This is a genomic window from Ancylomarina sp. 16SWW S1-10-2, from assembly GCF_009669305.1.
Lineage (GTDB): Bacteria > Bacteroidota > Bacteroidia > Bacteroidales > Marinifilaceae > Ancylomarina.
Map to the genome: position 1 here is coordinate 266,137 of NZ_SADB01000001.1, position 14,311 is coordinate 280,447.

Annotated in this window: 8 protein-coding genes and 1 riboswitch; of the genes, 2 read left to right on the forward strand and 6 right to left on the reverse strand. The window is 35.2% G+C overall.

Features of this window, described 5'->3' with window-relative positions; translation table 11 throughout:
- Positions 1–538 precede the first annotated feature (538 nt).
- The 6 genes from EMN46_RS01235 to EMN46_RS01260 form a co-directional block, all read right to left on the reverse strand.
- Positions 539–1,498: a methylenetetrahydrofolate reductase gene (locus EMN46_RS01235; RefSeq protein ID WP_154198848.1), complete on the reverse strand. Its 960-nt coding sequence runs from the start codon at positions 1,496–1,498 to the stop codon at positions 539–541.
- A gap of 82 nt (positions 1,499–1,580) precedes the next feature.
- On the reverse strand, positions 1,581–5,234 hold the full coding sequence (gene metH / locus EMN46_RS01240) for a methionine synthase (protein WP_154198849.1): 3,654 nt from the start codon (positions 5,232–5,234) through the stop codon (positions 1,581–1,583).
- Between the two features lies 1 nt (position 5,235).
- Positions 5,236–5,691, reverse strand: a complete 456-nt coding sequence (locus EMN46_RS01245; protein ID WP_154198850.1) for a hypothetical protein — start codon at positions 5,689–5,691, stop codon at positions 5,236–5,238.
- 40 nt (positions 5,692–5,731) lie between these two features.
- On the reverse strand, positions 5,732–6,922 hold the full coding sequence (locus tag EMN46_RS01250) for a homoserine dehydrogenase (protein ID WP_154198851.1): 1,191 nt from the start codon (positions 6,920–6,922) through the stop codon (positions 5,732–5,734).
- Positions 6,923–6,931: 9 nt separating this feature from the next.
- Positions 6,932–7,945: a homoserine O-acetyltransferase gene (metX, locus tag EMN46_RS01255; RefSeq protein WP_368667478.1), complete on the reverse strand. Its 1,014-nt coding sequence runs from the start codon at positions 7,943–7,945 to the stop codon at positions 6,932–6,934.
- Positions 7,946–8,059: 114 nt separating this feature from the next.
- Complete coding sequence (locus EMN46_RS01260; RefSeq protein ID WP_154198853.1) at positions 8,060–9,367, reverse strand: O-acetylhomoserine aminocarboxypropyltransferase/cysteine synthase family protein; 1,308 nt, start codon at positions 9,365–9,367, stop codon at positions 8,060–8,062.
- Positions 9,368–9,796: 429 nt separating this feature from the next.
- Positions 9,797–9,902: riboswitch (SAM riboswitch) on the reverse strand.
- A gap of 291 nt (positions 9,903–10,193) precedes the next feature.
- Here EMN46_RS01260 and EMN46_RS01265 point away from each other — a divergent pair.
- The gene (locus EMN46_RS01265) at positions 10,194–10,697 is read left to right on the forward strand and encodes a GNAT family N-acetyltransferase (protein ID WP_154198854.1); all 504 of its coding nucleotides are present in this window, start codon (positions 10,194–10,196) and stop codon (positions 10,695–10,697) included.
- 291 nt (positions 10,698–10,988) lie between these two features.
- Positions 10,989–14,255 (forward strand): S41 family peptidase, encoded by a 3,267-nt coding sequence (locus tag EMN46_RS01270; RefSeq protein ID WP_154198855.1) that lies wholly within the window; start codon positions 10,989–10,991, stop codon positions 14,253–14,255.
- Positions 14,256–14,311: the final 56 nt, after the last annotated feature.

A 14,311-nucleotide genomic window follows, 5' to 3' on the forward strand; every position in this document is an offset into this window, starting at 1 on the left:
AAGACTAAACATCAAGTATAAATACTGTAAAACATATTATAAGTTTGTTATAAATACCCGCAAGAGCAATGTGTGGACATTTATGCAAAAAAAACATTCAACTCCACCTCATCATCGCTTTAACTGCACGTCTACCCCTAATCCCCTAAAGGGAACTAAAAAAAACAAAAAAACACATTTTATAAGTCTCATTTCATTTGCCACTTTTACGGTTCTAAAAACTCTCGGAATGGAGTCAAAAAACAACAAAAACCACTCGCATTTCTACCTCTCTTGCAATGTCATATTCTTTTTGCTCTGGAGATTGATGTATTCCGCCATCAGCCTCAACAATGAATTTTAATGAATGAAAATACGATCTCAATTTCCACCTAAATGTATTAAAAAAGACTAACAGAAGCCCCTTTAGGGGTTTGGGGTCAGTACTACAAAAATAAAAGCCACTCGCAATTCTGCAAGTGGCTTCAATTTATTTCTATTTCGCAGAGAACGAGCTATAAGCTGGCACTAACGGAGTATTCTTGTTTATATCAAGAGACTAAAAAATCACCTTAGCAATATCTCTAACGCAATTACTCGCCATAAAAGAGTAATAGTGCAATGATGGTACACCATGTTTAATCAATTCTTTAGATTGCTGAATGCCCCATTCGGTACCAACAACTTTCACTTGATCGTTGGTTTTACATTTTCGAAGTTCAGCAGCTAATTCTTCTGGAATATCGACATTAAAAACCTGAGGCAATAAATTTAACTGACTAAGTGCAGATATTGGTTTTAAGCCTGGAATTAGAGGAACAGTAATCCCCGCAGCACGAATCTTCTTTTCAAACTCAAAAAACTTCTGGTTATCGAAGAACATTTGTGTTACAATATATTTTGCTCCAGCATCAACTTTTTTCTTTAGGTGAAAAATATCTGAATCTAAATTTGGAGCCTCTGAGTGCTTCTCTGGATATCCTGCTATTCCATAAGAAAAAGGCGTTTCGAAAGCTTCGGTATGTGTTCCATCCGAGTAATTTCCACTATTAACCTGATTAACTTGTTCAATAAGATCAATCGCATATTTATGACCAGAATCCTTAGCAGCAAAATCATGACGTTTAGAAGAATCGCCTCTAAGCAAAAGGAGATCTTGAATGTCTAGAAAATTTAAATCAATTAATGCATTTTCGGTTTCCTCGGGTGTAAACCCCTGACAGATAACATGCGGTACAACTGTGATTTTATATTTATTCTTAATTGCAGCAGCTACAGCAACCGTACCAGGACGTTTATTGGTTATTCTTTTTTGAAAACTACCATTGGCTGATTCTGCAAAAATCACCTCATCGCAATGTGAAGTAATATTAATGTACTTAGGATCGAACTCCTTAAGCTTATCAATCGTATCGAAAACTTTATAAATACTATTCCCCTTACGAGGAGGAAGCAGCTCAAAAGAAAAATGTGTGGTTTTATTTTCTATGGCTTGATTGATGTGGTCAATTACTTTCATCTCTTGGTATAAAATATCAAGGTGGTAATTTTTAAATATGGTTATACCACCCTGACTGGTTAATAGTTAAGATTGTGAAATCTTATATTGTTTTTAAATATTCTTGAGCCTGTTCTTCACTCATATTTCTTCTTTTTGCATAATCCTTAATCTGATCATCTTGAATTTTTCCTGTACTAAAATACAAGGCATCAGGATGAGCGAAGTACAGACCACTTACCGTTGCTGTTGGATACATGGCAAAATTCTCGGTAAGTGTAGCTCCAATATTTTCCTCAACATTCAAGAAATCCCAAAGCACCTGTTTTTCTGAATGCTCTGGTAAAGATGGGTAACCAAACGCTGGACGAATTCCCTGATACTTTTCACGAAGTTTCTCTTCAATCGTTAGATCTTCGTTCGGTGCATATCCCCAATCTTGTCTTCGAACTCTATCGTGAAGCAACTCCGTATAAGCCTCGGCCAATCTATCGGCAAGCACCTTTATCATGATACTCTTATAGTCATCGAAATCTTCAGCATATTTGGCTAAACTTTCTTCAATACCCAAGCCAGCAGTTGCTACAAAAGCACCTACATAATCAATACGCTCAGATTCTATAGGTGCTACAAAATCTGACAAACAAAGATTACTAAGCCCCTTAGGAAACTTTTCTTGCTGACGTATATTGGTAAATCGGGTTAACTCAGATGATCTTTGTTCATCGGAATAAATGACAATATCATCTCCCAAAGAATTAGCAGGGAATATACCAAAAACAGCAGCTGCTTCAATCAAGTTTTTCTCCTCAATCTCATCCAACATTAAATTGGCATCATCAAAAAGCTTTTTAGCCTCATCCTTAAAATGAACATCATCCATAATTTCGGGATACATGCACTTTAGCTCCCAAGCCACAAAGAAGAAAGTCCAATCGATATATTTACGAATTTCACTTACTGGAAAATGACGCTCAACCTGTAAGCCTAACTTATTGGCTTTATAAATTGGCGAAGTTCTCCAATCAATTTTTTCCTTATTAGCACGAGCTTGTTCAATGGTGAAATATTCCGCTGATTTTTCCTTAGCATAAGCCTCACGAACCGCATCATATTGAGCATGAATATCTTTTAAATAGGCGCCACGCTTCTCTTTATTGCATAGATTTTTGAATACATTAACCGATTTTGAAGCATCGGCAACATACACAACTCCATTTGAGTAATTTGGCTCAATTTTAACAGCAGTATGTAATTCTGATGTTGTAGCTCCACCAACAACCAAAGGAATATCTAATCCCAACCGTTCCATTTCTTTGGCAACAAAGGACATTTCCTCAAGCGAAGGCGTAATTAAACCACTTAAACCAATGGCATCAACTTTTTGTTCAAGAGCGACTTCTAAAATTTTAGCACAAGGAACCATAACACCAAGGTCAATCACCTCAAAATTGTTACAGCCTAAGACAACACCAACAATATTTTTACCAATATCGTGAACATCTCCCTTAACCGTTGCCATCAGAATTTTACCCGCATTACTTGCAGCTAACCCCTTTTTCTCGTCTTCGATAAAAGGTTGAAGATGTGCCACGGCCTTTTTCATTACTCTGGCCGATTTCACAACCTGAGGTAAGAACATTTTTCCCGATCCAAAAAGATCACCAACAATATTCATCCCATCCATTAATGGCCCTTCGATTACTTCGAGAGCTCTAGGATAGAGTTGACGAGCTTCCTCGGCATCTTCATCGATATAATCAGTAATTCCCTTAACCAATGAATAAGACAAGCGTTCTTTAACTGGTTTCTCTCTCCACACATCGGTTTTCACTTGAGCTTTTCCTTTCGACTTCACGCTTTCTGCAAACTCAATCAATTGCTCTGTTGCCTCTGGATGACGATTTAGAACAACATCTTCAACTTTTTTCAGAAGTTCGGGTTCTATCTCATCGTAAATTTGCAACATGCCTGGATTAACGATTCCCATATCCAAACCTTCCTTTATAGCATAATAAAGAAAGACCGAATGCATCGCTTCTCTCACCATATTATTACCACGGAAAGAAAAAGATAAATTACTAATACCACCACTAATTTTAGCATTAGGTAAATTCGCCTTAATCCACTTTACCGTTTTTATATAATCAACAGCGTAGTTATTATGCTCTTCAATTCCAGTCGCAATTGCCAACACATTAGGATCAAAAATAATATCCTCAGAAGGAAACTTAACCACCTCGGTTAATAGTTTGTAAGCTCTACCACAAATTTCAATACGACGTTCATAGGTATCGGCTTGACCTTTTTCGTCGAAAGCCATTATAACAGCCGCCGCACCATATCTTTTTATCTTACGTGCATGATCGATAAACTCAGCTTCACCCTCTTTCATTGAAATAGAGTTCACAACACATTTACCTTGCACACACTTTAAACCTTCTTCTATAACTGACCATTTTGATGAATCAATCATGATTGGCACACGAGAAATCTCTGGTTCCGATACCAAGAGCTTCAAGAAAGTAACCATTTCAAGTTCTGCATCCAACATGGCATCATCCATGTTTACATCAATAATCTGAGCTCCATTATCAACCTGATTACGAGCAATTGATAAAGCCTCTTCATATTTTTTCTCACCAATTAATCGCGCAAATTTTCGAGAACCAGCCACATTGGTTCGTTCTCCAATATTTACAAAATTAGATAGCGAATTAATTCTTAGAAGCTCAAGTCCACTCAAACAAGTTTCGGGCTTTATAACTGGTAATTGACGTGGCTTTTCGCCTTTTACAGCCTCAGCCAGTGCTCGAATATGCTCAGGACGAGTTCCACAACATCCTCCTACTATATTTATCTTCTCCCCTTTTAATAAGGTTTGAAGATCAGAGGCCATTTCTTCAGCAGTCTCGTCGTATTCTCCGAGTTCGTTTGGTAATCCTGCATTTGGATATACACTCATATAAACTGGAATTAACTTATCAAGCTGTTCGATATAAGGAACCAAATCTTTAGCTCCAAAAGCACAATTCAAACCTAAACTTAAAAGACGATCAGTTTTCATCGAAGTCACAAAAGCCTCCAAAGTTTGACCAGAAAGAGTTCTTCCACTATTATCGGTAATTGTACCCGAAATCATGATTGGCATATCAAGATCTCTTTCGCTTAGGATTTCATCAGCAGCAAAAACCGCAGCTTTGGCATTAAGCGTATCAAATATTGTTTCAATCAAAAGGACATCAACACCTCCATCAATCAAACCCTTAATTTGCTCAGTGTAAATTCGTACCATATCGTCGAAAGAAACATCACGATAACCAGGATCTTCGACCTTAGGCGACATGGATGCTGTTTTATTGGTAGGACCAATAGCACCAGCTACCCAACGAGGAATTGAAGCATCTATTTTTTGAATTTCGGCAATCACTTCACGAGCGTTCTTCGCGGCCTCAAAGTTTAATTCGTAAGACAAATCTTCCAAACCATAATCAACAAGCGAAATAGCATTGGAATTAAACGTATTGGTTTCAATAATATGAGCTCCTGCTTTCAAAAAGTCTTTATGAATCGACTTAATAATATCAGGCTGAGTTAAAGTTAATAAATCGTTATGGCCTTTCTGATCAAAAGAAAAATTAGCAAAACGCTCACCACGAAAATCAGCTTCTGACAATTCAAAGGATTGGATCATGGTACCCATAGCTCCATCCAACACCAAAATTTGTTTCTTTAATATCTCTTTTATCGATGTCATATTATTGTCTTTTTTTTTGTACACAACATGCGTCGTCTACGTATATATTTTGGCTGCCTTGACTTAAAAATATGGCAGTATCTTTATTCTTTTGTTCTATTAAAATACGATATCCTTCGGTAATTTCGGCAATTGTAGATGGTGTATAATGACGTACAGTAATTAATTCTAAGCCGTCTTCTCGTTCAACATCATACATCGCTTTTAAATCAGCAATAAGTTCATCGATAAATCGAAATGAATGACTCACACAAAAGACAAAACTCACAGCCGTGTTCTGCGTAAAATTCAACCTTACACCATACTTATTGATTAAAGAAAATACGAAAAATAAATCGTTCTCACCAATAAAAGAAAAATTATGAGGTTTGATACTAATCAACACTTGCTTCTTCTTTACTATAAAGTTAGGCAATAATGGTTGAGGTAGCTCTCCCTTTGTGATGAGAATTTGCATCTCACATCTCGTAATTCATAATTTGAAATTCCTAATTCACTTACTCATCACCCAAATAAGCCAAGAAAATATCCTTATCAACCAACTGCTTTTTAATCTTTATTAAATCTGAAAGATTAATATTACCAATCACATAATTGAAATCTTTACCAGTTAAGGATTCAGATACTTCAGAAAACTTAAACAAGTCTAAATCTTCTTTTTTCGTATATCTTAAATAAATTTGAACTGACATATCGTTGGTATATTCTAGACCACCATAATATTTCAACTTCTTATATTCATACTTATAGTTATACGCTAAAGCTGTAATATCAGAAAGAACTGCCGATCCTGTTGGATGAGATCCTGCTCCTTTACCAAACATGAATTGATTATCGTAGAAATTACCTTGAATCAACACGCCATTGTATTGATCTTCGACTGTATAAGCGTGCTCCGTTGGTTTTACAAACTTAGGAGCAACTAATAAGTTCACATGATTACCATTTACCTTTGTTACTTTACCAACTAAGCGAATTTTATAACCTTTCTGAGAAGCTAGCTGAATATCGTGAGCAGACAATCTTGATATGCCAATATTGAAAACCTGATCGGGATGAACAAACAAACCAAAACCATGAACTGTTAGAATAATCAGTTTATAAAGTGTATCAAATCCTTCAACATCGGAAGTTGGGTCACTTTCAGCAAATCCCAAATCTTGAGCTTGCTTTAAGGCTACCTGGTAATCAAGCCCCTCATTAAATATCTTAGTCAGAATATAATTAGATGAACCATTTAAAACACCACTAACTGACTGAAGTAGATCATTATCGTAATATTCCTCTAAATTTCGAATAATTGGAATACTACCACAAGCAGAAGCTTCGTAAAGGAATGAAACCTTATGTTTCCATTGCAATTGAATCAATTCTTCAATATGGTAAGCCAACATCTTTTTGTTTGCAGAAACAACATGTTTCCCATTCTGGAGTGCTGTTTTTACAATTCTATAAGCCTCATCGGCATCATCAATCAATTCGGCAACAACATTAATTTCAGGATCATTCAAAATATCATCTGGATTCAGAGTTAAAACCTCTGGAGCTAAATCGCGTTCCTTTGTAGAATCTTTAACACAAACCTTAACAATTGAGGCATCGAGCCCCTTAGAATTTTTCAAAACATGAGCCAAACCAGAACCTACAACTCCAAAACCGAATACACCGATATTTAACTTCTTACTCATTACAGTATTTTATTTATAAAATGATTGTATAACCTTTATTAACTGACTCTGTTCCAACAAAAAACCATCGTGTCCATATAAAGAATTAATTTCAGTAAACTGTGCTCCTGGAATATTTTGAGAAACAAACTTTTGTTCTGCCACGGGGAATAACAAATCAGACTCTACGCCTATAACCAATGTTTTTACTTTTATCTGACTTAAAGCTTTTTTTGTAGAAATTCGACCTCGTCCAATATTATGTCCATCCATAATTTTAGATAATTCCCAATACGAATAAGCATTAAAACGATTAGCTAACTTCAGTCCCTGATAATTTTGATATGAACTTGCCTTAAAATCATCCAATTTATCAACATCTGTTTCACTTTGCGTATCCTGATAAGTCTGATAATTTCTATAACTCAACAATGCAATGGAACGAGCCGTTTTCATTCCTTCTAATCCAGCTGAATCATTTGATTCTTTCCAAGTTGAATCAACAGCAATAGCCATTCTTTGCGATTCGTTAAAAGCAATCCCCCAAGGTGAGTGCTGAGCATTACTAGCCAATAAAATCAAATGCTCAAGATGTTCATTTAAATTATAAGCCCATTCTAAGGCTTGCATACCTCCCAATGAACTGCCAATCAAAGTGTGTATTTTTTCAATACCTAGTTCTATTCTTAAAAGTTCATGAGCAGCAGCCAAATCACGAACTGATAGTTGAGGGAAATCGTGATAGAATGGTTTTCCTGTCTTTGAATCTTCGCTTAAAGGACCTGTACTACCATAGCATGAACCCAATATATTAGCACAAACAATAAAGTGCTCCTTTGGGTTGAAGAAATCTTCTTCGCCAAACAAACCTGCCCACCAATCAAAAACATCAGAATTAGCAGTCAATGCATGACAAACCCATATCACATTATTCTTCTCAGGATTATACTCCCCATAAGTGTGATAGGCAATGGTAATGTCTTCGAGCTGCTGTCCGGACTCTAAGATTAAACCTGCTTTATGTTTGAAATATTTTGGATTCACGCTATACAGTATTTATTATTTCAAGCTTTATTCTAAATATGAAGAAGTAATCCAACTAGGCTCAGACTAAAAAGACAAAACCTAAATGGGATTATACCCTTCATAACTATTGTATTATTTCGCTATCGCCTTCTTTACAGATTGCTCAATATCAGCCTTAATATCTTCGATATGCTCAATACCCACTGATATTCTTAACAGTCCTGGCTCTACACCAGATTCTTTCTGCTCTGCCAAGCTTAACTGCTCATGGGTTGTTGAACTTGGGTGAATAATTAGTGTTTTAGCATCGCCCAAATTGGCAACATGAGAAAGTAATTCAACGCCATCAACCAATTTATCAGCCACTTCTTTGCCACCCTTCACTTTGAATGTTAACACAGAACCAGCACCTTTTTTGAAGTATTTTTTTGCTTTCTCATAATATGGACTAGATGGTAAACCTGGATAATTAACTTTTTCTACCCAATCTTGTTCTTCGAGCCATTTTGCCAGAATATTAGTATTTTCAACATGACGATCTAATCGAAGAGATAATGTTTCTAAACCTTGAAGCAATAAAAATGAATTGAAAGGAGTCTGTACACAACCGTAATCTCTTAAACCTTCAACTCGGGCACGAATGGCAAAGGCAATGTTTCCAAATGGACCATCTGTTCCAAAAGTATCCCAAAATACTAAACCATGATATCCCTCTGAAGGCTCTGAAAATTGAGGGAATTTTCCGTTACCCCAATTGTAATTTCCTCCATCAATAATAACACCACCAACAGCAGTTCCATGACCGCAAATCCATTTTGTTGCAGATTCAACAACCACATTGGCACCATGATCAATTGGACGGAATAAATAACCACCAGCACCAAGTGTATTATCTACGATCAATGGCAGATCGTATTTTTTAGCAATAGCAGAGACCTTCTCAAAATCAGGAATAGAGAACTTTGGATTGGGTAAAGCTTCCACATAAATCGCTTTCGTATTCTCATCAATCAATGGCACAATTGTTTCTGGCTCATCGATATCAACAAAACGACATTCTATTCCCAAACGCTTAAGTTGAACTTTAAACTGATTGTAAGTTCCACCATATATTTGAGCTGCACTTATAAAATTATCGCCACACTCAAGAATATTTGTCAGTGCTAAGAATTGTGCAGCCTGACCAGAACCTGTTGCTACGGCAGCAACACCGCCTTCTAGTGCAGCAATTCTTTTCTCAAAGACATCATTAGTTGGGTTTTGCAAACGTGTATAAATATTCCCGAATTGCTTCAAACCAAATAAGTCTGCAGCATGCTTAGAATCATTGAATGTATAGGCTGTTGTTTGATATATAGGTACTGCTCTTGAATTAGTTGTTGCATCAACTTCTTGACCTGCGTGTATTTGTAATGTTTCGAATCTTAGATTTTCAGACATAACGATCTTATTTTTTTGATAGAATATTTCTCTATACGAAATACCCTTTCTTGTTATTTTTATATGGAATTAAATAATTAAAGTGAGTGTAGATATACTGACTCACAAAGGCACAAAGCTTAACAAATTGAACTACACCAAGATTAAGCCCATAAGGCTTAATTAAAAAAGATTGTATAATTCTAAATCCTAATTAATTAAATTAGAAAGTATTATTCACAAGATGTAAAAGATTTGAGTTCCCGCATCGGAGTTGTTTTATACGCACCGGCATCTAAAAAAGGGGAAATTTTATAGACAGAATGCGTTAAATCATACGCATCATCATTCGCATTCGCATCATTTGAGTAAATGAGCTATCTAATTGCAAATTTAGCTTCTGTGAAGCTACCTGATGGATGTAATGATTTTCTGTCTTCATAACTTTCTAATTTATATTCACCAATTAATTGGTCAGGATTTGACACCTTTCGGTTTGGAACCGCGGTTGTCAGAAGTTCATCGAGCCTGTTCTCTCACTTCTTCTGTATAAATTATGACCTCTAAAATAGAGGCTTATTCGCTTATAACTATGAGCAAATGTAAAGATGTTTTTTATAAATCCAAATTCAAAACGTACTTATCTGTCTAAACAACAACTCAACACTACTACTTAAGCACTGAAAAACAACATCATATAACAGTTTCTTATTTTTAAAACTATTTTTAATCGAAATTATTGAATTTGAAATATTGACTTCAATATTCAGATATAAATATATCCAGTTTTACATTGTATCTCTTCTTTCGTATATTTATCACAATTCTGAACCAAAAGTATTAAACGATGAATATTCAAATCCGTCCCGAGCACAAAAACGATATATCAACAATTTCGATGATTAATGACATGGCTTTTGGGCAAGAAGACGAAGGAAATTTAATTGTTAAATTACGAAAGAAGAAAAATTTCATCAAAGAATTATCCTTAGTTGCTTGCTTTGGAAATGAAATTATTGGACACATCCTTTTTTCTAAAATCACAATCAAAAATGATATCGAAGAATTTGAGTCGCTTGCTCTTGCTCCCATGTCAGTTATTCCTGAATTTCAAGGACTAGGTATTGGTTCAGAATTGATTAAAAAAGGTCTGCAAAAAGCCACAAAATTAGGTTACGATTCAGTTATTGTACTGGGACACGAAAACTATTATCCAAAATTTAAATTCACACCTGCAAGTTTATTTCAAATCACTTGTCCATTTGAAGTTACAGATCTTAACTTTATGGCTCTTGAGCTAAAAAAAGGAAGTTTAGATATGGTTTCAGGCTGTGTCATTTACCCAAAATAATTTAACGATTTATAGCAAACAATAATATACATTTGTTGTAAACTAAGTAAATAACAAAACATTATGAATTATTTATAATTAAAACGGAAGCAAGCAGATACTTTAAAGAGTTCGAAACCGTACACTCTTTGTTCGCACACGAACAATACTTTCTGGCAAAAAAAACACTTATATACTGAAAGTGTGCATCATACAAACCTTGGCATCATTTATGATAATAAATGGAGACTGCATTTATCTTCATTAATAATGAATGCCATTAAACTCGATTACTAATTAATAAACTGAGATATGATTAAAAAGTTATTTTTCATTACAACTTTCTTAGTTGCACTTGCAAAGAGCCTACTAGGAGCAGAAGCGCCAACATGGCTTCGATATCCTGCAATTTCACCCAATGGTACAACTTTAGTATTTCAATACAAAGGTGATATTTTTAAAGTAGATGCTAATGGAGGTATGGCGACTGCACTAACATCCAATGCTGCATACGACACACAACCAGTTTGGTCTCCAGATAATAAGACAATTGCATTTTCATCAGATCGATTTGGAAATTTCGATATCTTCACAATTTCTATTGAAGGTGGAAGCCCAAAAAGAATAACTAATAATTCGGGTAACGAAAAGCCAAGTAGCTTTACGCCAGACGGGAAATCTATATTATTCTCAGGAATTATTAGTGATACTCCAGAAAATGCTATGTTTCCATCGGGAGCTGTTCCAGAGCTATATAGTATATCGGTAAATGGTGGTAGAGAAAATCAAATTCTAACCTCACCTGCACTTTTTTCACATTACAACTCCGATAAAAGTTTATTAGTATATCAAGATGTAAAAGGATACGAAAGCCAATGGAGAAAACATCATACCTCATCAGTAACTCGGGATATTTGGATTTATGATACTGCAAACAAAACACACACAAAATTCTCATCATTTATAGGCGAAGACTTAAACCCAATTTTTAGCCCTGACGATAAAGAGATTTATTATCTTTCAGAAAAGACAGGAAGTTTAAACATATGGAAAGCTCCAGTTAACGATGCTTCCAACCTAACTCAAGTAACTAAATTTGACAAGAACCCTGTTCGTTTTATTAGTATTGCAGATAACAACACACTTGCATACTCTTACAATGGAGATATTTATACACAAAGCTCTAATGGAATAGCAAAAAAAGTAGATATTAGTATAAATGCTGATATCAAAGAAAATCCGATTGCTTTTAAACAAATGAGAAGTGGCGCAAGTGAAATGTCAGTTTCTCCAAATGGAAAAGAAGTTGCTTTCATCGTTCGTGGCGAAGTATTCGTTACCTCTGTTGATTATGGTACAACAAAAAGAATTACTAACACGCCAGAACAGGAACGTAGTGTAAGTTTCAGTCCTGATGGTAAAGCCTTACTATATTCATCAGAAAGAAATGGTAGTTGGAATTTATACCAGACTAAAATAGTTCGTGACTTAGAAACAAACTTTGCCAACTCTACTCTTTTGGAAGAAGAGCCTATACTTGAAACAGCTCCTGAAACTTTTCAAGCTAAATTCTCTCCTGATGGAAAAGAAGTTGCTTTTCTCGAAGAACGAACAACACTTAAAGTTATAAACTTAAAGAGCAAGAAGGTTCGTACTATTCTTGATCCCAAATGGAATTATTCGTACACCGATGGTGACCAGTATTACGATTGGTCTCCTGATGGGAAATGGTTCTTAGTTAACTTCTATCCTCACACCTTATTTATGTCTGATGTTGCTTTAGTTGACGCTCAAGGTAATAAAACCATAAAAAACTTAACCGAAAGTGGTTACGCAGACAATTCGGCAAAATGGTCGATGAAAGGTAAAGCTATGATTTGGTTTACAGACAAACGTGGCTATAGAAGTCATGGTAGCTGGGGTTCTCAAAATGATGTTTATGCTCAATTTTTCACACAAGAGGCTTACGACGATTTTAAACTTTCAAAAGAAGAACGCGAAGTAAAAGAACAAGTTGAGAAAGAAGCTAAACGACTTAAAGAAAAGGAAGAAACTAAAGACAAAGATTCTGATAAAAAGAAAGATAAAAAAGATAAGAAGAAATCGGATAAAAAGAATAAAGAGGTAAAAGATCTAAAATTCGATTATAAAAATCTTGCCGATCGTCAAATATGCTTAACAATTAACCCTTCGAATTTATCAGATGCAATTTTAACACCTGACGGAAAAAAACTTTTCTACTTAAGTAAATTTGAAGGTGGTTACGATTTATGGGTTAACGATTTAGTTGAAAATTCAACTAAAAAAGTATTAGACTTAAGAGGTGGCGGAGGTGCTATGCAATTTGACAAAGATGCAAAAAATCTATTTTTAATGTCTGGCAACAGTATTATAAAAGTTGATGTTGCAAGCAATAAGCGTACAAACATCAGCTATAATGCAGAAATGTATCTTAACAAAGCAGCTGAACGTGAATACATGTTTGAGCACGTATGGCGTCAGATGATGAAGAAATTCTATGATCCAAAACTGCATGGTGTGGATTGGGAATTCTACAAAAAAGAATACAAGCGATTTTTACCTCATATCACAAATAACTACGACTATGCTGAAATGTTAAGTGAGTTATTAGGTGAAATGAATGCTTCACACACAGGAGCGAGATATAGATCTGGATCACAAAGCGGTGATAGAACTGCTAAGTTAGGTGCTTTTTATGATTGGAGCTACAAAGGTGATGGTCTAAAAATCGCTGAAATCATTGAAAAAGGACCACTAGATAAGGCTGATTCTAAAATCAAAGTTGGAACTATTATTGAAAAAATTGATGGTGCTAGTCTAAATAAAAATACGAGTTATTATCCTCTTCTAAATCACAAAGCAGGTAAACAAGTATTATTGAGCCTTTATAATCCAACAACTAAAAAACATTGGGATGAGATAGTAAAACCTATTTCTTACACAGGTGATTTATTATATGAACGTTGGGTTAAAAACCGCCAAAAGGAGTGTGATAGCTTATCAAACGGACGAATTGGATATGTTCACGTAAAAGGTATGGATTCTGAAAGTTTCCGTAAAGTTTATTCTGAACTACTTGGTAAATATAATGATCGTGAAGCTATAATCGTAGACACTCGTTTTAATGGTGGAGGATGGTTACACGATGACCTTATTACCTTATTGAGTGGTAAAGAGTATGCTAAATTTAGCCCTCGCGATCAGTTAATGGGATCAGACCCCATGTCGAAATGGAAGAAACCTTCAGCAGTACTTATTAATGAAGGAAATTACTCTGATGCTTCTGGTTTTCCTTACGCTTATCAGTATCTTAAAATTGGAAAACTAGTCGGAATGCCTGTTCCTGGAACAATGACTGCCGTATGGTGGGAAAGACTTCAAGACAAGAGTATTACATTCGGTATTCCTCAAGTTGGTATTAAAGATATGAAAGGTAATTACATTGAGAATCGCCAAATTGAACCAGATATTAAAGTCGAAAATAAGTTTGAAAAAGTTACTAAAGGTGAAGATCAGCAACTAGAAAAAGCTGTTGAATCTTTACTAGAAACATTATAATCTATTAGTTTGTTTAAAACCGTAATCTCTCTTTAAAGAAAGATCATGGTTGATTT

What these genes read in the sequence shown, in the direction of transcription:
- EMN46_RS01235 (WP_154198848.1), bottom strand. Translation starts at nt 1,498, where the DNA reads ATGAAAGTAATTGACCACATCAATCAAGCCATAGAAAATAAAACCACA.
- metH (WP_154198849.1), bottom strand. Translation starts at nt 5,234, where the DNA reads ATGACATCGATAAAAGAGATATTAAAGAAACAAATTTTGGTGTTGGAT.
- EMN46_RS01245 (WP_154198850.1), bottom strand. Translation starts at nt 5,691, where the DNA reads ATGCAAATTCTCATCACAAAGGGAGAGCTACCTCAACCATTATTGCCT.
- EMN46_RS01250 (WP_154198851.1), bottom strand. Translation starts at nt 6,922, where the DNA reads ATGAGTAAGAAGTTAAATATCGGTGTATTCGGTTTTGGAGTTGTAGGT.
- EMN46_RS01260 (WP_154198853.1), bottom strand. Translation starts at nt 9,367, where the DNA reads ATGTCTGAAAATCTAAGATTCGAAACATTACAAATACACGCAGGTCAA.
- EMN46_RS01265 (WP_154198854.1), top strand. Translation starts at nt 10,194, where the DNA reads ATGAATATTCAAATCCGTCCCGAGCACAAAAACGATATATCAACAATT.
- EMN46_RS01270 (WP_154198855.1), top strand. Translation starts at nt 10,989, where the DNA reads ATGATTAAAAAGTTATTTTTCATTACAACTTTCTTAGTTGCACTTGCA.